The organism is Leeia oryzae DSM 17879 (assembly GCF_000376945.1).
Classification (GTDB): domain Bacteria; phylum Pseudomonadota; class Gammaproteobacteria; order Burkholderiales; family Leeiaceae; genus Leeia; species Leeia oryzae.
Window position 1 is genome coordinate 36,554 of sequence record NZ_AQXU01000018.1, and the last position, 18,812, is coordinate 55,365.

Genomic DNA, 18,812 nt, shown 5'->3' on the forward strand with positions numbered 1-18,812 from the left:
GCCGTGTTGATCCGTCCGGAACAGCTGTTACAGCACCTGCGCGGACCGCTTGCCGGTCTGTATATCCTGCATGGCGACGAGCCACTGCTGTTGCTGGAGGCGCAGGATGCTATCCGCCAAGCCGCTCGCAACCAGGGCTTCCAGATCCGCGAAACCTACACCGCAGAAACCCACTTTCAGTGGCAGACACTGCAGTTTGCCAACGATGCCATGTCGCTGTTTGCCGACAAAAAGCTGATCGAGCTAAACATCCCCAGTGGCAAGCCTGGTGCGCAAGGCGGAGAAGCCTTGCAGCAGCTCAGCAAAAACCTCAGCAGCGACAATCTGATCCTGATCAGCCTGCCCGTCCGTTTGGATAAAACCGCACAGGGCAGCAAATGGTTTCAGGCGCTGGCCGATGCCGGCGTTGTGGTGCATGTCACCCCGATTGAACGCCATCAATTGCCCGCCTGGCTGAAAGAGCGGCTGGCAAAGCAGGGGCAGTTTGTCGATGATGCCACTGTCGCTTTTCTGGCGGACCGTGTCGAAGGCAACCTGCTCGCCGCGCATCAAGAACTGCAGAAGCTGGCCCTGCTGCACCCTCAAGGCGAACTGAGCCCGGAGCAGGTCCGAGACGCCGTTCTGAACGTGGCCCGCTACGATGTCTTCCAGTTATCCGAAGCGGTACTGGGCGGCGATGCCGCACGCTTCATGCGCATGTTAGATGGCCTGAAAGCCGAAGGCGAAGCCCCCACGCTGGTGGCATGGACGCTCACTGAAGAAGCTCATATCCTCTACCGCGTCTATCAAGGCCAAAAACAGAACCAACCCCTGAACCAGCTATACCGTGACAATCGCGTCTGGGGCAACAAACAGGGCCTGGTCAGTCAGGCGCTGCGCCGGCTGTCACTCCCCACCCTTCGTGAGGCCGTTACCCTGACCAGTCAGGTAGACCGCGCCTGCAAAGGCATGAGCGACCAGGACCCATGGCACCTGCTCAGCAGGTTAGGCTTGCTCTTGTGCGGCGTCAATATTCCTTCGGCCAACCTGCCAGTCTAAACCACGCAAGCTATCCGCATATTGTTGTTTATGCATCTTTTATGCCATGGTAATATACATCATTCTTTACGATAGGAATGATCATGAAAAAATACCTTGTCCTGCTGCTCGCCGCACTTTCCCTGAATGCATTTGCCGACTGTGATCACGTCCGCAATGACTTTGACGACCTCTATTGCCTGAACAAGGTATACATCCAGACCGATAAAGACCTGAACGAAAGCTACGGCAAACTGGCCAAACTGCTGGATGCCGATGGTAAAAGCAAATTGAAAAGCGGTCAGCTGGCCTGGATCAAAGACCGTAATGACCAGTGCAGCTACAAAAACGAACGCGGCTTTTTTGTGAACCTGGACTGCGCCACCAACACCACCCGCGAGCGGTTACAGTTCCTGCAAGAACGAACCCGCGAATGCCAGAGCGCAGGGTGCATGAAAAGCAAACTCTGATCCTGCCGTCCACAAAAAACCTCAGGCCAGCAATGCTGGCCTGAGGTTTTTTGTGGAAAGCCACACCGTTAATGCTGACCCAACTCTTTGGCAAACAACGCCTCCAGCGTCAGCGCCTGCTGCACATCCACAAGCTTGCCACCCGCATTACGAATCTGCTCCAGCGATGCCCACACGGCATCTGCCGGTACTGTCCAGCGCATCCGTCCACCCGTCTCCTCCAGAATACCTTCTTCCAGCTTCGTGCCAAAATAGCGGATATGCACTTCCGTCGAACGCTTGGCGATATCTGACGGCGTCTGCACCATCGCCAAACGGCCATTCAGGATCAGGCCAAACCGGTCCGCCACCCGCTCCACATCAAACAGCACATGCGAAGAGAAAAATAGCGTCCCGCCCTGCGCCTTGTAATCGGCCAGCAAATCCACCACCAGCTTCCGCCCCAGCGGGTCCAGTCCGGACAACGGTTCATCCAGCACCAACAGCTTAGGCTGCACCGCCAGCGCCTGTGCCAGCGCAGTCCGTTGCGCCATGCCCTTGGAAAACTTGTATACCGGTTTGTGGGCAGCTTCAGCTAGTCCCATACGATCTAGCCATTGCATGATGTACTGTTTGGGTTGATCGACCTTTACACCATGAAACGACAGCATGCCAGACAGGCTCTCATAAGGTGTCAAGCGATCATAAATGGTCGGGGTTTCAGACACATAGGCAACCTGCTGGCGCGCTGTTACCTTTTTCGGATCGCGCCCAAACAGTTTTGCTTGACCCGCACTCGGCGTCAATAACCCCATCATGACCTTGATGGTTGTGCTTTTACCAGCGCCATTGGGGCCGACAAAACCGAACACTTCCCCTCGAGGTATCTGTAAATTGACATCATGCAAGATTCGCCGCTTTTTAAATCCCAACCTGACATCTTTACAGATACCAGATAGTTCAATAGCCAATTGCTCCACAATCACCCTTCACTTCATGCCTGTATTTACTTGACCGGCCTGGCATTACCCTGATTATCCACCATCAATGCGGCACCCAAGGGGTCTTTAGGTTCTTCTGTTAACAAGCCCGCCTCAATCATGTCCTGCCATGAACTTGGCAAACGATGCATCTGCATCCTAAACATTGCCACTTTCTTGTTCAGTGACAAAAGCAACTCATGTCGTGCCTTCTGCTTCTGCAAAAACTGCTTGAATGCAGGTTCTCTGGCCTGAGCAATCAGTAGATCCAAAGCTTGCCCAGACAAACCAGGTGTCGGGGTTCTGGCATACCATTTAGCAGCAATTACCTGCAAAGCTACCTTGAACTGTGGTGCAGCCAGTGCAGCACGCTCCACCATCTGGGCTCCATGGTAATAATCCCCAAAAAAATATTGCAGGTTAAATCCCTCAAAAAAGAACGGGTATGGATCATGCGGGCGAGCCTCACCTGCCCGGTGCAAAATTAGATTCGCTTCCTTAACTTTGCCAAACCAAGGTAAAGTAGCTGCAGCCACATAATAATTATCTTCATGTGCAGGTAATAGCACGGAAACCTGCTGCTGTAAGTTGGCTAGATTCTGCTGCATGCCTTCGTCAAGCTGCTGCAAAGAAGCAACAAGCACCCGAAAAAATAACAGATTCCCAGCGAGATGCTTGTCACCCCCTGCAAGCACGATGCTGATAGGAGCAGGCAAAACTACCTCAGGCTGGCTAAGGGATGGCTTATAACCTGATGCAGACCAAGATTGCCGGCTAACCCCATACAAGTACAACCCTAATGCAGCCAGCATTGCAATCACAAACATCACCCTGGATTTTAGATTTTCGCTCATTGCCCCTTATCCACCAATTCTTTCAAAGCAACGGCAACTCTTTGCAAGACATCACGCCATGGCTCCCAAGCCCCCTGTTGTCGGAACATCCGCATGGTTGGGTAATAGATACTGGTATCGCCTTCCGTCAACCAGCGAAAATCCGTATGTACAGCGTAGTTCAGCATCCAAACAGGCTTGCCCAGGGCTCCTGTCAAATGCGCCAGCCCGGTATCCGGTGTAATCACCAGATCGAGATTCATAATCATCGCTGCGGTTTCCAGCAAATTGTCACACAAGCCTCCTCCATTAATCAGAGGAATTTCGGGTACCTCATAAGCCTGGTCTGATGGTGTATCTTTTTGCAAGGAAATCAGGTGTACACCGTCAATTGATGCCAAAGGCAACCAGTCACGTAAGCGGGTAGAACGGAAATGATCATTGAACAAACCGGCGTTTCCAGCCCAGACCACCCCCACCTTTAATCCAGGCAGCTCCTCTAAAACTTTTCGGTACTGTTCAGACAAGTCTTTTGGAACAGTCAGGTAGGCTCCATCTGTCCAGACAATCCCATTTCGCCTCGACTCCCAGTCTGCATAAACACCCATGATGGGCTGAACCGTTTTGAAATTTTGCTGGGCTTCATCAAACAGTGACGCGTCAGATTCTCTCAAACAAATTGGCAGCTGTTGCACAGCAAGTAACGGAAAAATGTCTTTGCCCACGAAAACATGACAATTGGCAGGCAATACGCCTGCTGTGACCAAACGCCACGCCTGGATAAGATCACCTAGTCCTTGATCCTGAAATACAAGAATATCTTCTCCAGAAACATTATCCATATCTCCACGCGGAGGGATAAATGATTGCATGTACTGACGATATAATCTCCAACCCTTGGTATAGTATCCATACTTCAGCAAGGTCCAGCCAAGCGTCCAGCCCAGTTCACGCTCCTCTTCCGAGATACCACCTGCATCGAGTGCCTTTTCAATTTCAGCAATACCATCATCAAAAGGCATTCCAAGTTGCATTCGTGCTTTACACCAAGCCGTTAACTGCTCATGAGTATTTTCAGGCACTTCTTGAACAAGAGTTTCCTCTATTAAAACCTGCTGATAACGGAGTGCCTCATGGGTCTTACCAATTTCACCCATGGCTTTACATATATTCAAACGGTTAATGTAACCAGCCCCCAGCTGGTCCGCCTTTTGACCCGCCATAAGTGACAACATTGGCGCTCCAGCCTTTAGGGAAAGGCGAGCCAATAACTCCCATGCGATTCTGATATCAGGACGATATCTCACGGTTCTCTCAAGGGCATTAATCGCTTCGTCTATTTTAGCCCGGTTCTCATAATCGTATGCCAAGTAATAACCAGCACGCGCATCTCGCTGTAAAATACTCTTTAAGCGCGTCCAAATATCCCAGTCTTTGGCTTGACGCCAGTTTCTTATGCCATACAATCCGCGTGCAAGAATAACCTCACAATCTTCTGGAAAGGTATTTAGTGCAGCACGAGTGATGTTTTCCCATGGCCATGAAGGATTCTTGCCATCCCGAAAACGGAGCAGTAGCGCATAATAAAACTCATAAGGTGCTCCATCTGACTGGACCCTTTCTACGAGGTGATGTGCAGAAGGTTCATCCATCAAGGCCATCAGTGCTCTTGACACAACATCATTTTTTAATGCTAGCGTCGGAAGCATAAGTTGCCTAAAGTCATCTTCCTGCCATCGAGAAAATCCTATCCAGAAGAGCCACTCAGGCCACGTTTCCAGATGGAGGGGGATCGTTTCACGATAGTCACATGTCAAGGCAGTTGAGGCCAAGAAGCGACACCATGGCACAAATGCATCATCTAATTGTAACGGCTGATTAAGTCGCCAAGTAGCAAGCCTAGGCAGGACCTCAGACTCAACAAATGCACTCCATGGCTGCTTTGCAGGTCTTCGCAACAGCAGCATAGAGTCATACCAGCCCGTTTTTTCACCCTCAACTCCCCATCGCCAATCCAGACCTTCCTGAGATAACATAGTCCACACAGGTGTTCCAATTGCACCAGCCAAGTGAGCAACAGACGTATCTACTGTGATAATTAAGTCCAGTTGGCTAATTGCTGCTGCAGTGTCTGCGAAAGACTCAAATTCCTGCCCAATATTTTCCAAGCAAGTCCAGCCTTGGTATAAAGTCGGCAAAGAGACTTTGTATTGACAGACATACCAGTCAATATCGGGAACCTCAAGTAGTTTGGAGATGCTTCTCCAGTCAGTTGATCGCAACCAATCCAGTCCATGTATCGGATTCCCCTCCCATATAAGACCTACTCTTGGACGTTTTTTAACCCCCAACCTTTTGCCCCATTTAGTCTGCAATACTTCAGGGATCTCAATATAAGGTGCTCCTGATACTGGGCCATCAGTCGACAAATACGCAGGTAAATCCATCATTCGAACCTGGGCATCAATGGTTGTCAAATCAATCTCAGGAGTATCAGCATCTTGAGCAGCAGTACTCCCCTCTGCAAATAAGGAAAGTTGCTGGGGGGGGAGGTTAAATACAAGCTTCATTCCTGCTGACTGAAGCTCTGAAACATAGCGGACACACATAATGACATCGCCGGCCCCTTGCTCACCATGCACCAGGAGAGTTTTGCCTGAGGTGCAAACACCGTCCCAAATAGGTAGTGGGTGTATCGCATTCACTCTGGCAATTGCGCCTAAGTCATCATTCCGTTTCTTGTAGAGGGGCCAACCTTTTTTAAATTGCCCCACCATCAAATAGACAATGCCTGTTCCCATTTTCTGAGGTGCCGCCAGAAGGTCTGGATCAGGATATTGCTCATAAAAGGAGATAATTTCCTGCCAGTTACCTTCCATGAATGCAATAACACTGCGGCTCAAAAACCATTGTGCCTGTCCATCAGGGTGCTCTGGCATAGGAATATTTATTAACTCTTCGGGCAAGAACTCCCCAAAACCCAAAGTTTGCAAGGCCAGTTGCTGTCCAATTCTCTTTGTCAGATTATCAGGCTCTCGCCAGAACCAGCGCTCGTACTGGACCAGCCCTGATAACAACTGACGATCTTCAACAAGTATTTTGCAATAATTTTCTCTCCATAACTGGTTTGCTGGTTCAAGTTCTAGCGCATGCTTTATCGCTGCTAATGCACCCGTCTTATCAGACATTGACACTAGGCATACGGACAGCATATACCACAGCTGCCCTGCTAACGGCTGTACTTGCAGCACTTGCTCAAAAAATGCCGCCGCCTCTGGATATCGCTGTAACCCAGCTAGCAAAATGGCTAGATTCTGCATGGCAGGTATAGACTGAGGGTTGAGTACAAGCACTTGCCGAAATGAAGTCTCGGCCAGATCAGTATTTCCGATTTGCTGGGCAGACACACCCAAATAAAACCAGATTTCTGCCGTTCTTTCTGACACTGGAATTCTATCCAGTAGCATCAAGGCACTATGAAAATCTTGTGTTTGCAAATACTGCTGAACTTGATTCAACATACCGATAACCTAATTTTTAGGAGCCATAGCGGGCTCAATATCACACTCAGTCAAACTCGCGTCGTTGAAACAACCACACAGCTCCGATGATCAACAATGCGCTATAACCGGTGGCCATTAAAATGCTTGGGAAAATAGCCATCTTCTCCCATGGCTGCGCATATAAAGCTGCATCGCGCCAGTCTAGCAGGGACAAATCCGGTACTAGCCAGCGAATAAAATCCAATGCGGGTAATAGACGCACTTTTACCTTGGCCGATGCATCTGGATCATGCATCAGATAATTTAATGCCGCATGTAAACTGCGACTCGCTACCGCAAATCCAAGGGTCAGAATAGCGGAGAGATAAGGTGTTTTTGCCAATGTCGTAAAGAAAATCATTGCTGACAAAATCACCACAAGCTCGATCCATACCCCACCCAAGACCGCCGGGATCTTCAACCACTCGGGTTGTGATAGACCGGCAAACACAGGCATCATATAGTGCGCTTCCAAAAACACTCCTAAACCAGACGCAACTACAAAAACCAATAGCAAGCTTGAGATCGCCAGAAAACGTCCAACAAGATAACTATGACGTTTCACGGGCAGGGCGATGACCCCTAAAATAACACGACGCTCAATGTCCACCACTATTAATTGCTGAGCCAATATTAGCAATAACAAAAGACCACCGATGCGCAAACAGCTTAGCGCCACATCCAGTGCCACAACATCGGCCTGACGAGGTGAAAAACTATGGGCCAATCCCATAGCTGACAAAACAAAAAAGACCAGCATGCCAGTGAGAGCAAGTAGCCTAGTACGGTAAGCAATTAAGATGGCTTGGATTAAAAACGTTATGCTATCTATCATCGATTTATCACAATCATTAACATGATCGGGCCTATAGAAAAACAAAACCTCGCTAACACATTAACGAGGTTTTGTTTAAAATCTTGCAATCACAACCATGCAACTACTCACACTCTATGATACAAACAAATTAACATCCGTTCGCAACATCTGACGTCATAACATCCCCTGACGACCAAGTACCTTGGGACACGATTGAATGACCATTAGTTACACCGCCATACTTTGCACCACCTTTGTTTGAAGCAGCGCAAACAGCAACCTGATGCAAGTTTTCTGAATAGTCCATCACTACATTTGGTGAGCAGCGCATTGTAAATGCTTGCGTAATATATAATGCAGAATCAGTCACGCTCACGCTTTGAGATGTGGTTAATCCGGTACATAGCGGAGTTGCCGTAACAGTTGAAGCGCTACTCAACAGCAAGAACGAGGCACCTCCGACAAACAAAGAAGATGTTACAATTTTCTGTTTCATCACAGTCGCTTTTTTACGGTGCAAATACTAGAAGCTTCATTGGCACGGACATGACGCCGTGCCAACTACTTAAACACTACTTAAAATAACCACTCAGCAGCCTGTTACACTTGTTGTAACACTGCCAGCAGATAAAGTGGCGAAGCTACCAGCAGAGGCCACAGAACCGCCACCAGTTGATCCACCATAAGTAGTATTGCCTTTCAGGGAGCCCGCACAAACACCAATCTGTGTACTATTTTCTGTATATTTCAGAACCACATTCGCAGAGCAGTTCATATTGAACCCTTGAGTAATGAACGCTCCAGTTGATACACCAATAACTGTCGCAGCACTATTGCCATTACAGACATCAGTAGCCTGCGCACTGCCAGCAGCCAGACTCAATACCGCAGCACCGGCCAGCAGACCCAGTTTCATTGTTTTTTGCTTATCCATGCTTTTAATCTCCAGATTCATTAACGTAATAGGGCACTAACTAAACTGATTCCAGAAAATCAGGAGTTAGAATTTGCAGTTGCGTTGGTCAGGAAGTTGCGAGCATCAGATTGGGCTGCTTTATTCTCGCCTTTTTTGGTGTACTCAGTAAACTGAGGAATCGCAATTGCAGCCAAAATACCAATAATAGCAACCACGATCATCAGTTCGATCAGCGTGAAACCTTTTTGCAGTTTTTTCATGTTAAGACCCCTTGGGAAATATACTTCACTTAAACGTGCCGTCGGCATCAACATGATATAAGCAAGTAGCATGCCAATCAAGGAATAATGCCAATGTGGCTACTGTTAGCGATCAGACACAGGCCAGCCGTATGAAACACCAAGCAAGGCCCAATATAGCACCATGTTAAAGCCCCGCATTCCGTCATCAGGTAAATTCCGGAAAAGTAACATTAATAGCATCAGCACCTGAAAGAGCGCCACACTTTTGGTCAGTAACAATTGTGATTTTGTATGCTCAACTACCTGCTTAGCAACCAGAACCAGCCAACCGGCAAACGCAATCACTCCCAATATACCTGACTGCAAATAACGGTTCATGAATACATTGTGGCCATGCGAGACAAAAATCGGTAGTAAATCATCCGGCTTGAAACGACCGTACATGCGAGCAGGCACATCCCAACCCATACCTACCCCCACCCAAGGCGACTTGGCGCCTTGCTCCAGCCAAAAAGACCAAATTCTGTAGCGCTCTGTCTTGAAAAACACCTGCCACCAACTCCCTGTATGGTCAATCGCTGCATAGTTGGTCCAGTTGGCGGGTTTATAGATGGATGCATATTTATAGAGCAACAAAGAGCCAATCAACACCCCCCACCACAGCAAGCGACGTGCAGGCTTGATTTGCTGCTGATGGCAGAACCACAACATTACCGCAATCTGTAGCGGAATCACCAGCCAGATGATCCGGATTTGCAGGGCAAGAATCAGGGAACAGAAAAACAGGAAAATCCATAGTGGCACATTATCCCCGGTAGCCTTTCCCAGCATTCCCATCAGGCAGGCCGGCATCAAAATGGCCGCTAATGTAGAAAACATCACCGGGTCCAGCACCTCTGCCAGATTATCTGTGTGCCGCATCGCCAAATAGAACACAGCACCGCCAAAGCAGGCAAACAGCAGGTAGACAGATTTTTTGTCGAGTCCACCTGCGCGTACCATGGCGGCGCTAAACCACATGAATGCACCAGGCATCACGGCATCCAGCGCCCAGGTTTTCCAGGATATTTTTGGGAACACTGCCCACTGATTGGTAAATGCCAACACAGCACAATAGATCAGCCAACCAGCCAGCACTGACCTGGGGACGGCATCCAGGCCTTTTACCCTGATGACGAAGTACAGCATGAGCAGGGATGCAGTCAGATACTCCAGCGTATCTACCAACTGCCATTCCCCATCAAAAATGATCCAGAAAAAAGGATCGATATAGGAGAAGAAGTTCCAGAGTGTACTGACCAGCAGTACGCCGAAGGCGCCCAACAGGATGGCCTGGATGGATTCAGTTTTCATGGCGTATCCAAAAAGAAAAAGGGGCGCGAAGCCCCTTATCTTATCTGCTGTGGCATATTTATGCCATCGGTTTTATCCCAGCAGGGTTTGCAGCTCGCCGTTCTGGAACATTTCTTTCATGATGTCTGAGCCGCCAACAAACTCGCCGTTAACGTACAGTTGCGGAATGGTCGGCCAGCTGGCGTATTCCTTGATGCCCTGGCGAATGTCTGCATCTTCCAGTACATTCACGGCCACAAAGTCGTTTACGCCACAGGCTTTCAGGATTTGAACCGCCATGGATGAAAAACCGCATTGCGGGAAGGTTGGTGTACCTTTCATGTACAGCACAACCTTGTTGCCGGTAACGGTTTGATGGATTTGATCTTGCACGCTCATGATGGCTCCGTATGCATTCGATGAAAACATGCTCTTTTTCAAGCGCATATTAGTTGACTAATTTAGTCGAGATTCTATTCGGGGTGACGCTGAGCGTCAACTTTTACTGCAAATTGTCAGTTCTGTATGCCAATGAAATGACAAATCCCGGCTTTTCAAGGCAATCTTTCAGATTGGATACCGGATTATCTCGCATAGTTCCACACGGCCGACATAAGCAAGATCAAGAAAAACGCGTCTTGCTCCACCTGCCGCGACGGACACATGGCTATGGCCATTGCCAGTATCGGCGCCAGGCGCCCAGCACCATGTTGGGATACTCAGGCTTGCCAAGGCTGCCGTTATAACGACCCAGCGCCCGGTATAAATCGCCTCTTTCAATGTCCAGATAATGCCTGAGGATGGTGCAGCCAAAGCGCAGGCTGGTCGCCTCGTCAAACAGATTGTGCTTGTCGTTACCAATCTGGGTGACCCAGAACGGCATCACCTGCATCAAGCCCTTGGCACCGACAGGGGAAATCGCGTATTTTTTGAAACCGCTCTCTACCTGAATCAACCCCAGCACCATTTGCGGGTCCAGACCGGCACGCGTGGCTTCATATTGAACCATGGTCAGCAAGCGCCGCCGCATGAACTCGTCCGGAATGCGTTTTTCCAGCCGACGCATCATTTCGGTGATCCAGGCATTTGCTTCTGCCTGGGTCGGGAAAATCAGCCGCGGGTCTCTTGCATCATTGATAGCCTGCTGCATGGCCGTCTGCACTGATGGCGCCAGCAGCTCTTTCTCTTGCTTGCCGGCCCATGCAGTCCCGGCCAGCAGGCAGACCAGCAAACCAGCTGCAACCACTGCCGACTTACCGAGTCCGGAAGTGACGCAAAGCGTCACACCCGGCCTGACACCAAACCTTTGCATGCTTATTTGGCGATCAACGCGGCAACCTGTGACACCGCATCTGCCACCGCCAGCTCTTGCATCTCGCCGGTTGCACGGGCAACAAATTCCACCACGCCTTTTTCCAGCCCCTTGCCACCGATGGTGACACGATAAGGAATGCCGATCAGTTCCATGTCGGCAAATTTCACGCCTGGACGTTCTTCACGGTCATCGAGGAACACGTCAATGCCGGCCGCCAACAGGTCGGCATAGAGTCGCTCGGCAGTTTCTGCAACTTGCGGGTTACGATCTGCGCCCACGGGCACAATGGCTAATGCAAACGGTGCCATGGCAGGCGGGAAGACAATCCCTTTATCGTCGTAGTTTTGTTCGATACACGCCGCCACCACACGAGAAATACCAATCCCGTAACAACCCATTTCCATCGGGATCGACTGGCCTTCGGCATCCAGATAGGTACACTGCAGTGCTTCCGAATACTTGGTACGTAACTGGAAGATATGCCCGACTTCGATACCACGACAAATCTCCAGCACACCCTTGCCATCCGGCGACGCATCCCCTTCTACCACATTGCGGATGTCTGCCACGATCGGCTCAGGGAAATCGCGGCCGATATTGGCACCCGTGTAATGCTGATCGTCCTCATTGGAGCCGATCACAAAATCCGCCATGCGATCAACGGTGCGATCCATGATCACGATGCCAGGGAAGTTGACGGGACCCAGTGAGCCAGGGGCAGCGCCAAAGGCAGCCACAATCGACTCGGGCGTCGAGAAGGTCAGTGGCGCTTTCACTTGCGGCAATTTTTCGGCCTTGATTTCGTTCAGCGAATGATCGCCACGCACCATCAGCAAGACGGGTTTGCCGTCTTCGCCATCCACCACCACCGCCTTGACGGTTTTCTCGACTGGTATCTTCAGGAATTCTGCCAGCTGAGCGATGGTCTTGACGCCTGGCGTATGTACTTTGGTCATGGTTTCAGCTGCGGCAGGGCGTGCATGCGCTGGGGCAACGGCTTCTGCCAGTTCGATATTGGCTGCGTAATCTGACGTCGGGCACCAGACAATCGCATCTTCGCCAGAATCTGCCAGCACCTGGAACTCATGCGACCCGGTACCGCCGATCGAGCCGGTATCTGCAGCCACCGGACGGAATTTCAGGCCCAGACGGTTAAATACGTTGCAGTAGGCGTTGTAATAGTCCCAGTAGGTTTTTTCCAGGCTGGCAAAGTCCGTATGAAATGAGTAACCATCCTTCATCACAAACTCACGCGCACGCATCACGCCGAACCGTGGACGAATCTCGTCACGGAATTTGGTCTGGATCTGGTACAGATTAACCGGCAATTGGCGATAACTCTTGATGTCGCGACGCACGACGTCGGTCACCACTTCTTCGTGTGTCGGGCCAATCACGAAATCACGATCGTGACGGTCTTTCAGACGCAGCAATTCTTTACCGTAAAACTCCCAGCGTCCGGACTCTTGCCACAGCTCGGCCGGCTGCACGGCAGGCATCAGGATTTCCAGTGCCTTGGCCGTTTTGGCCATTTCATCCCGCACCACGGCTTCGACCTTGCGCAGTACCTTCAGGCCCAGCGGCATCCAGGTATACAAGCCGCTGCCCAGGCGCTTGATCAGACCGGCACGAAGCATCAGGCGATGGGAAATCAGTTCGGCCTCGGCAGGGGCTTCTTTCAATGTAGTAAGCAGGTATTGGCTGGCGCGCATGGGTAAACTCTTCGTCAGTAAAAACAGTAACTTGCTATTTTACGAGCTGGCAGCATTTTTGTCAGCGAAACAGTCGTCGAGGGCCTGAAATTCTTTTCCACGAGGCAATCGGGCGCCTGTGGTTACCTTGGCGGCAGAACTTTACAACAAACCGGCATGACATTGTCGTTATCAAGAATAATTCACATCTGATTCATGGATTTGCAATCATTTTTTCTGTAGGATTATATGGTTTTGCACCATTTTAAAAGGTTGACCAATGCTGTATCCCGAACTGTTTGCCTCCCTGGAAAAAGCCCGCTGGCACATGGAATCCGATATTCCATGGGCAGATTTTGAGGCGGACAAGCTTACTGACGAGCAGGCATTGACCATTAAAATGAATGCGATCACCGAATGGTCTGCACTGCCGGCAACCGAAATGTTCCTGCGCGACTACCGGGATGACAGTGATTTCTCGGCCTTTATGTCCATCTGGTTCTATGAAGAACAAAAACACGCGCTGGTCCTGATGGAATATCTGCGCCGTTTCCGCCCTGATCTTTGCCCGACAGAAGAAGAACTGCACAAGGTACGCTTTGAATTTGATCCAGCCCCCAAGCTGGAAACCCTGATGCTGCACTTCTGTGGCGAGGTACGCCTGACCCAATGGTATCGCCGCGCCAGCGAATGGCACACCGAACCGGTGATCAAGTTCATCTATGAGACCATCAGTCGTGATGAAGCACGCCATGGCGGCGCGTATCTGAAATACATGAAGAAAGCCATCGAGCATGATGGCAATGAAGCCCGTCGCGCCTTTACCAAAATCGGCGTTCTGATGGCATCCAGCGCACGCTCTGGCAAGCCGCTGCACCCGACCAACCTGCACGTGAACGAGCAGCTGTTCCCGAACGACACGGTGCAGAGCCGCCTGCCAGACCCTGACTGGCTGGAACACTGGCTGGACAACCAGATCGTATTCGACAAGGAATGCGAAGCCCGCGTGATTGGCGGCATTTTGCGCAACCTGTCCAGCCTGTTTGACCAGAACTTTGAAACCGTGCAACAGCTGAACCTGTATCGCAAGTCTTTGGCCAACGCCAGTTAAGCAGCCTTCCGTCATGACTTATGCAAGCCCTGCCTTTGAGCAGAAAATCATCGCGCCGGAAGCACTGGAAGCCGCAGTCCAACGACTGGCACGCCCACTCGTGTTTACCAACGGTTGCTTTGACATTTTGCACCGCGGTCATGTGACCTATCTGGCACAAGCTCGCGCACTCGGCGCCAGTCTGGTGGTGGCCCTCAACAGCGATGCCTCGGTCAAGCGTCTTGGCAAAGGGGAAGATCGACCGATCAATCCGCTTGCCAATCGCCTGGCTGTCATGGCCTCACTGGAAAGCGTATCGCTGGTGACCTGGTTTGACGAAGACACGCCGATCGAGCGGATATTGCAGGTGAAGCCGGACATGCTGGTCAAAGGGGGCGACTGGACGCCGGATAATATCGTCGGTGCGCCCGAGGTTCGTGGCTGGGGTGGTACGGTTCATAGCATTCCGTTTTTGTTTGACACCTCCACGACCGCGACACTCGCAAAAATCCGGCAACTGGGGTAGCGCCACCCAGCCTGGGTAGTCCACCATACAAAAAGCGCAACATGATCAGGTATCGTGTTGCGCTTTTTTATATCGGCAAATGGGTTAGTTCGTATTATGGCTGTGCCGGCGCAGGTGTACCGGCTTTGGGCAGATACAGCGGGCCTTTTGCACCACAGGCGCTGAGGCAAAGTAAAATTGTGATAATTAGCAGCAATTGACGCAACATGATCTTGACTTTGCAGGATGGGTAGACAATAGTCATTCATCTTAGCATAGCAAGTTGCAATCACCGAAGGTTTGCGCACAAACCTTGGACTGGCTTGGCCTTGCGCCCGAAACAACGTTGACTTTACGCATAGAGAGCCCTATCTTGGAAGAATCTGCATTTCTGACCATCACCGACCGGATTTTCAACCAGTTGATCATGCAGCTGGATGATGCAGATGCGGATCTGGAATGCCTTCTTTCAGGCAATGTACTCGAGATCGAATGCGACGATGGCAGCAAGATCATTGTGAACCGGCACACGCCGAACCAGGAACTTTGGATTGCAGCCAAAAGCGGAGGGTTTCACTTTCGGCTGGCAAACGAGCAATGGGTAGACACCCGGAGCGGAGAAAATTTTTATGCGGCATTGTCACGGGTCCTGAGCGAACAGACCGGCATGCCTTGCAGCGTACATGCCTGAGTTGAGTCATGCGCCCATGAAGTCAGTCACACTGGAATGCGCTGGATAAGTCATGTTTTCTTTTTTCAAAAAAAAGACCGATACAGCTGAGCCCAAAATCGCCGAGGCCCAAGTTCATGTTGCCCGGCCCGCCGGCTATACACCGCCCCCGGAACCTGTACTGGAAGAGGTCATCACCGAATCCGAACTGGTCGCCGATACGGCCATGTCCTTATCCGAATCCATTGCACCAGCAGACGTCTCTGCCCTGGAAGAAGCTGCCATCCTGTTTGCCAATGAGCAGGATGACGCGGCAGCTGCCCTGCTGGAATCTCAGTTACAGCAAGACCCGCAATCCGATATCGAATTATGGTTAATGCTGTTTGAGCTGTACCAGCTGCATCAAAACAAAGCCGCTTTTGAAGAGCTGGCTTTGCGGTTTGTCGTCCGGTTTGAACGCACGGGCCCGACATGGCGCTCCAACCACAAGAAAGTCAAGGCCGCACCTGATGTCGAAGGACAGCTGGCCTTGCCACCGCAGCTGGACCTTGCCCACACCACCATTGCCATACGCCAGCTCGAACAGTACCTGCAAAAATTTAGCAAGGTAGAGGTTGGCTGTGCCGCAGTCGCCACCCTGGAAGCTGACGGTGCCAATCTGCTCTGCAAAGCGCTTCGGGATTTCCGCCTGCAGCACAAGCACCTGACCTTCAAGCAGGCAGAAAATCTGGACCAGCTCTTGGCAAGCCATATTGAAACCGGCCGGGCCAATGCAGATGACGCACCATTCTGGTTATTGCGGCTGGAATTTCTGCAGTGGCTAAACGATGAAACCTGCTTTGACAATGCAGCCGTCGATTATGCGGTGACGTTCGAGGTTTCGCCGCCTTCGTGGGAGCCGCCCAAGCCCGCTGCAGCCAAAACGCCAGCCGCCCTCCCGGCGGTGACACCGGCATCGGTCGTCACCGATGAAGACTTCTTCCCGCTCGAAGGCGCCTATACGGGTGCCCGTACAGACGAACTGGACCAGCTGCTTGCCTATGCAGAAGACAAAAGCAAGATCACGATCGCCTGCCTGAAGCTCGACCGGATGGATTTTGTGGCGGGCGGGCACTTGCTGAATCTGCTCATCCAGTTGCAGCAGCGAGGCAAAGAGGTGCATCTGCGCCACGTATCGCACCTGGTTGGCGGCCTGTTCCGCGTACTGGATATCCAGGCTTTCTGCAAAGTGCACTACCGCAAGTAAACAGACACGCCTGCCTCCCACGCTGGCAGCATCGAATTACCATTGACCTCTTGAGTTCTTGAAAACTGCCCGCATCTAGCTTGGTATCACTACCGGGAAAGCACATATGCAGCAATTTGACGGCACAACGATCCTTTCTGTCCGCCGCGGCAAGCAGGTCGCCTTGGGTGGCGACGGCCAGGTCACCCTGGGCAACATCGTTATCAAATCTACCGCACGTAAAATCCGCCGCCTGTACCATGATGAAATTCTGGCTGGTTTTGCTGGCGGTACCGCAGATGCCTTTACCTTGTTCGAGCGTTTTGAAGGCAAACTGGAAAAGCATCAGGGCCATTTGCTGCGCGCAGCCGTAGAACTGGCCAAAGACTGGCGTACCGACCGCATGCTACGCCGCCTGGAAGCCATGCTGGCGGTTGCCAACCGGGACCATACCCTGATCATCACCGGTAATGGCGACGTGCTGGAACCGGAACAAGGCATTGCCGCCATTGGTTCTGGCGGCGCATTTGCCCAGTCCGCCGCCCGTGCCCTGTGGGAAAACACCGAGCTGAGCCCGGCCGAGATTGTCAAAAAGTCACTGACCATTGCCGGTGACATCTGCATTTACACCAATCAGAACCACCTGATCGAAACCCTGGATTAACGGCAAGGTACTTTGCCATTGCCACGACCACTGACTGAATACGGAATATGCCCATGAGCATGACCCCCCAAGAAATTGTCCACGAACTGGATAAACACATCATCGGCCAGAATGCCGCCAAGAAAGCCGTGGCGATTGCCCTGAGAAACCGCTGGCGCAGGCAGCAGGTAGCGGACCCGTTGCGCCAGGAAATCACCCCAAAGAATATCCTGATGATCGGCCCGACCGGGGTGGGTAAAACAGAAATCGCCCGTCGCCTGGCCAAACTGGCCGATGCGCCGTTCATCAAGATCGAAGCCACCAAGTTTACGGAAGTGGGCTATGTCGGTCGTGACGTGGACAGTATCATCCGCGATCTGGCAGAAATGGCCATCAAGCAGACACGCGAACAGGAAGCGCACAAACAGCGTCATCATGCCGAAGACCGGGCTGAAGACCGGATTCTGGATGCCTTGTTGCCACCACGGCAAGTCGGCTTTGGCCTGGAAGAAGACAAACCGGAAGATAGCACCACCCGGCAGAAATTCCGCAAAATGTTCCGTGAAGGCGCTCTGGACGACAAAGAGATCGAGATCGAGCTGGAAGCGCCGAAAATGACCGCGGAGATTTTTGCCCCACCCGGCATGGAAGACCTGACCAGCCAGATTCAGGGCATGTTCCAGAGCATGGGTACCGGCAAAAAGAAAAGCCAGAAGCTGTCCGTCAAGGAGGCTTTCAAGCTGCTGATTGACGAAGAAGCCGCCAAACTGGTCAACGATGACGAGGTCAAGGCCAAGGCTCTGAAGAACGTCGAGCAGAACGGGATTGTGTTTCTGGACGAGATCGACAAGATTACCAGTCGCTCGGACGGACAGAACAGTGGCGAGGTCTCTCGTCAGGGGGTACAGCGCGACCTGCTGCCGCTGGTGGAAGGCACGACCATTTCCACCAAATACGGCATGATCAAGACCGACCATATCCTGTTCATTGCCAGCGGCGCGTTCCATCTGGCCAAACCGTCAGACCTGATCCCCGAATTGCAGGGGCGGTTCCCGATTCGTGTGGAGCTGGAGTCCTTGTCGGTCAAAGACTTTGAAAGCATCCTGACCAGCACCGATGCTTGCCTGACCAAACAATACCAGGCCCTGCTGGCCACGGAAGGCGTCACACTGGACTTCACACCGGACGCCATCCATCGCCTGGCCGAAATTGCCTGGTCGGTGAACGAAAAGACCGAGAATATTGGCGCACGCCGTTTGCATACCGTGCTGGAACGGTTGCTGGAAGAAATCAGTTTCCAGTGCGCCAATGAGACCAATAAAGTGATCACCCTGGATGCGGCCGCTGTAGATGCGCAACTGGGCGAACTGGCCGAGAACGAAGACCTCGCCAGATACGTGTTATAAACCGTGATCTGCTGACCGTATCGGGCCCGCCAAGTGCGGGCCCGATACATTTGCAGACGCATAACCATACCCTGCACAGGGTTAATAATGCATCTCATTCAGCATTGGCTGAAGAAAATGCCATCACAAGGAGTGATAC

Annotated in this window: 20 protein-coding genes; 8 read left to right on the top strand and 12 right to left on the bottom strand. The window is 51.5% G+C overall.

The features are described 5' to 3' along the window. Positions 1 to 3 precede the first annotated feature (3 nt). Both holA and F552_RS0105075 read left to right on the top strand, forming a co-directional pair. Positions 4 to 1,038 (top strand): DNA polymerase III subunit delta, encoded by a 1,035-nt coding sequence (gene holA / locus F552_RS0105070; RefSeq protein ID WP_018150643.1) that lies wholly within the window; start codon positions 4 to 6, stop codon positions 1,036 to 1,038. Between the two features lie 83 nt (positions 1,039 to 1,121). After that, entirely contained in the window at positions 1,122 to 1,487 is a 366-nt protein-coding gene (locus F552_RS0105075; RefSeq protein WP_026182404.1) for a lysozyme inhibitor LprI family protein, read from the top strand. A gap of 68 nt (positions 1,488 to 1,555) precedes the next feature. Here the strand turns inward: F552_RS0105075 and F552_RS0105080 are convergent, their stop codons facing one another. From F552_RS0105080 to F552_RS0105125, 11 genes are all read right to left on the bottom strand, one after another. After that, positions 1,556 to 2,374, bottom strand: coding sequence for an ABC transporter ATP-binding protein (locus tag F552_RS0105080; protein WP_169333570.1), 819 nt, complete (start codon positions 2,372 to 2,374; stop codon positions 1,556 to 1,558). A gap of 98 nt (positions 2,375 to 2,472) precedes the next feature. After that, the gene (locus F552_RS19960) at positions 2,473 to 3,300 is read right to left on the bottom strand and encodes a hypothetical protein (protein ID WP_018150646.1); all 828 of its coding nucleotides are present in this window, start codon (positions 3,298 to 3,300) and stop codon (positions 2,473 to 2,475) included. Then, positions 3,297 to 6,800, bottom strand: a complete 3,504-nt coding sequence (locus F552_RS0105090) for a tetratricopeptide repeat protein (RefSeq protein ID WP_018150647.1) — start codon at positions 6,798 to 6,800, stop codon at positions 3,297 to 3,299. Before F552_RS0105090 ends, F552_RS19960 begins: the two co-directional genes overlap by 4 nt. Before the next feature lie 46 nt (positions 6,801 to 6,846). Next, the gene (locus F552_RS0105095; RefSeq protein ID WP_018150648.1) at positions 6,847 to 7,656 is read right to left on the bottom strand and encodes an ABC transporter permease; all 810 of its coding nucleotides are present in this window, start codon (positions 7,654 to 7,656) and stop codon (positions 6,847 to 6,849) included. Between the two features lie 130 nt (positions 7,657 to 7,786). After that, entirely contained in the window at positions 7,787 to 8,134 is a 348-nt protein-coding gene (locus F552_RS20480) for a hypothetical protein (RefSeq protein ID WP_156802223.1), read from the bottom strand. Between the two features lie 93 nt (positions 8,135 to 8,227). After that, positions 8,228 to 8,572: a hypothetical protein gene (locus tag F552_RS0105100; protein WP_156802224.1), complete on the bottom strand. Its 345-nt coding sequence runs from the start codon at positions 8,570 to 8,572 to the stop codon at positions 8,228 to 8,230. 59 nt (positions 8,573 to 8,631) lie between these two features. Continuing rightward, on the bottom strand, positions 8,632 to 8,814 hold the full coding sequence (locus tag F552_RS21065) for a prepilin-type N-terminal cleavage/methylation domain-containing protein (protein WP_018150650.1): 183 nt from the start codon (positions 8,812 to 8,814) through the stop codon (positions 8,632 to 8,634). A gap of 105 nt (positions 8,815 to 8,919) precedes the next feature. After that, complete coding sequence (locus tag F552_RS0105110; RefSeq protein ID WP_018150651.1) at positions 8,920 to 10,149, bottom strand: O-antigen ligase family protein; 1,230 nt, start codon at positions 10,147 to 10,149, stop codon at positions 8,920 to 8,922. A 72-nt stretch (positions 10,150 to 10,221) separates the two neighbouring features. Then, positions 10,222 to 10,530, bottom strand: coding sequence for a Grx4 family monothiol glutaredoxin (grxD, locus tag F552_RS0105115; RefSeq protein WP_211208223.1), 309 nt, complete (start codon positions 10,528 to 10,530; stop codon positions 10,222 to 10,224). Positions 10,531 to 10,795: 265 nt separating this feature from the next. Further along, a complete protein-coding gene (locus tag F552_RS0105120; protein ID WP_083917431.1) occupies positions 10,796 to 11,440 on the bottom strand; it encodes a lytic transglycosylase domain-containing protein in 645 nt (214 codons plus the stop codon). Between the two features lie 2 nt (positions 11,441 to 11,442). Next, on the bottom strand, positions 11,443 to 13,155 hold the full coding sequence (locus F552_RS0105125; protein ID WP_018150654.1) for a proline--tRNA ligase: 1,713 nt from the start codon (positions 13,153 to 13,155) through the stop codon (positions 11,443 to 11,445). Between the two features lie 259 nt (positions 13,156 to 13,414). On the opposite strand from F552_RS0105125, the gene F552_RS0105130 reads away from it, so the two are divergent. Together F552_RS0105130 and rfaE2 are read left to right on the top strand one after the other, a co-directional pair. Continuing rightward, positions 13,415 to 14,245: a ferritin family protein gene (locus F552_RS0105130; RefSeq protein WP_018150655.1), complete on the top strand. Its 831-nt coding sequence runs from the start codon at positions 13,415 to 13,417 to the stop codon at positions 14,243 to 14,245. A 13-nt stretch (positions 14,246 to 14,258) separates the two neighbouring features. Next, complete coding sequence (gene rfaE2, locus F552_RS0105135) at positions 14,259 to 14,750, top strand: D-glycero-beta-D-manno-heptose 1-phosphate adenylyltransferase (RefSeq protein ID WP_018150656.1); 492 nt, start codon at positions 14,259 to 14,261, stop codon at positions 14,748 to 14,750. Between the two features lie 94 nt (positions 14,751 to 14,844). Here the strand turns inward: rfaE2 and lptM are convergent, their stop codons facing one another. Beyond that, complete coding sequence (lptM, locus tag F552_RS21070) at positions 14,845 to 14,994, bottom strand: LPS translocon maturation chaperone LptM (RefSeq protein ID WP_373280216.1); 150 nt, start codon at positions 14,992 to 14,994, stop codon at positions 14,845 to 14,847. A gap of 108 nt (positions 14,995 to 15,102) precedes the next feature. Here lptM and cyaY point away from each other — a divergent pair, with 108 nt between their 5' ends. The 4 genes from cyaY (at position 15,103) to hslU (ending at position 18,673) form a co-directional block, all read left to right on the top strand. Continuing rightward, positions 15,103 to 15,420: an iron donor protein CyaY gene (gene cyaY / locus F552_RS0105145; RefSeq protein WP_018150657.1), complete on the top strand. Its 318-nt coding sequence runs from the start codon at positions 15,103 to 15,105 to the stop codon at positions 15,418 to 15,420. Between the two features lie 52 nt (positions 15,421 to 15,472). Further along, entirely contained in the window at positions 15,473 to 16,645 is a 1,173-nt protein-coding gene (locus tag F552_RS0105150; protein ID WP_018150658.1) for a type IV pilus assembly protein FimV, read from the top strand. Positions 16,646 to 16,751: 106 nt separating this feature from the next. Next, entirely contained in the window at positions 16,752 to 17,288 is a 537-nt protein-coding gene (gene hslV / locus F552_RS0105155; protein WP_018150659.1) for an ATP-dependent protease subunit HslV, read from the top strand. A 53-nt stretch (positions 17,289 to 17,341) separates the two neighbouring features. Then, complete coding sequence (gene hslU, locus F552_RS0105160) at positions 17,342 to 18,673, top strand: ATP-dependent protease ATPase subunit HslU (RefSeq protein ID WP_018150660.1); 1,332 nt, start codon at positions 17,342 to 17,344, stop codon at positions 18,671 to 18,673. Positions 18,674 to 18,812: the final 139 nt, after the last annotated feature.

What these genes read in the sequence shown, in the direction of transcription:
- F552_RS20480 (WP_156802223.1), bottom strand. Translation starts at nt 8,134, where the DNA reads ATGAAACAGAAAATTGTAACATCTTCTTTGTTTGTCGGAGGTGCCTCG.
- F552_RS19960 (WP_018150646.1), bottom strand. Translation starts at nt 3,300, where the DNA reads ATGAGCGAAAATCTAAAATCCAGGGTGATGTTTGTGATTGCAATGCTG.
- F552_RS0105095 (WP_018150648.1), bottom strand. Translation starts at nt 7,656, where the DNA reads ATGATAGATAGCATAACGTTTTTAATCCAAGCCATCTTAATTGCTTAC.
- F552_RS0105100 (WP_156802224.1), bottom strand. Translation starts at nt 8,572, where the DNA reads ATGGATAAGCAAAAAACAATGAAACTGGGTCTGCTGGCCGGTGCTGCG.
- F552_RS0105130 (WP_018150655.1), top strand. Translation starts at nt 13,415, where the DNA reads ATGCTGTATCCCGAACTGTTTGCCTCCCTGGAAAAAGCCCGCTGGCAC.
- rfaE2 (WP_018150656.1), top strand. Translation starts at nt 14,259, where the DNA reads ATGACTTATGCAAGCCCTGCCTTTGAGCAGAAAATCATCGCGCCGGAA.
- F552_RS0105090 (WP_018150647.1), bottom strand. Translation starts at nt 6,800, where the DNA reads ATGTTGAATCAAGTTCAGCAGTATTTGCAAACACAAGATTTTCATAGT.
- F552_RS0105125 (WP_018150654.1), bottom strand. Translation starts at nt 13,155, where the DNA reads ATGCGCGCCAGCCAATACCTGCTTACTACATTGAAAGAAGCCCCTGCC.
- F552_RS21065 (WP_018150650.1), bottom strand. Translation starts at nt 8,814, where the DNA reads ATGAAAAAACTGCAAAAAGGTTTCACGCTGATCGAACTGATGATCGTG.
- hslU (WP_018150660.1), top strand. Translation starts at nt 17,342, where the DNA reads ATGAGCATGACCCCCCAAGAAATTGTCCACGAACTGGATAAACACATC.
- F552_RS0105110 (WP_018150651.1), bottom strand. Translation starts at nt 10,149, where the DNA reads ATGAAAACTGAATCCATCCAGGCCATCCTGTTGGGCGCCTTCGGCGTA.
- F552_RS0105075 (WP_026182404.1), top strand. Translation starts at nt 1,122, where the DNA reads ATGAAAAAATACCTTGTCCTGCTGCTCGCCGCACTTTCCCTGAATGCA.
- lptM (WP_373280216.1), bottom strand. Translation starts at nt 14,994, where the DNA reads ATGACTATTGTCTACCCATCCTGCAAAGTCAAGATCATGTTGCGTCAA.
- hslV (WP_018150659.1), top strand. Translation starts at nt 16,752, where the DNA reads ATGCAGCAATTTGACGGCACAACGATCCTTTCTGTCCGCCGCGGCAAG.
- F552_RS0105150 (WP_018150658.1), top strand. Translation starts at nt 15,473, where the DNA reads ATGTTTTCTTTTTTCAAAAAAAAGACCGATACAGCTGAGCCCAAAATC.
- F552_RS0105120 (WP_083917431.1), bottom strand. Translation starts at nt 11,440, where the DNA reads ATGCAAAGGTTTGGTGTCAGGCCGGGTGTGACGCTTTGCGTCACTTCC.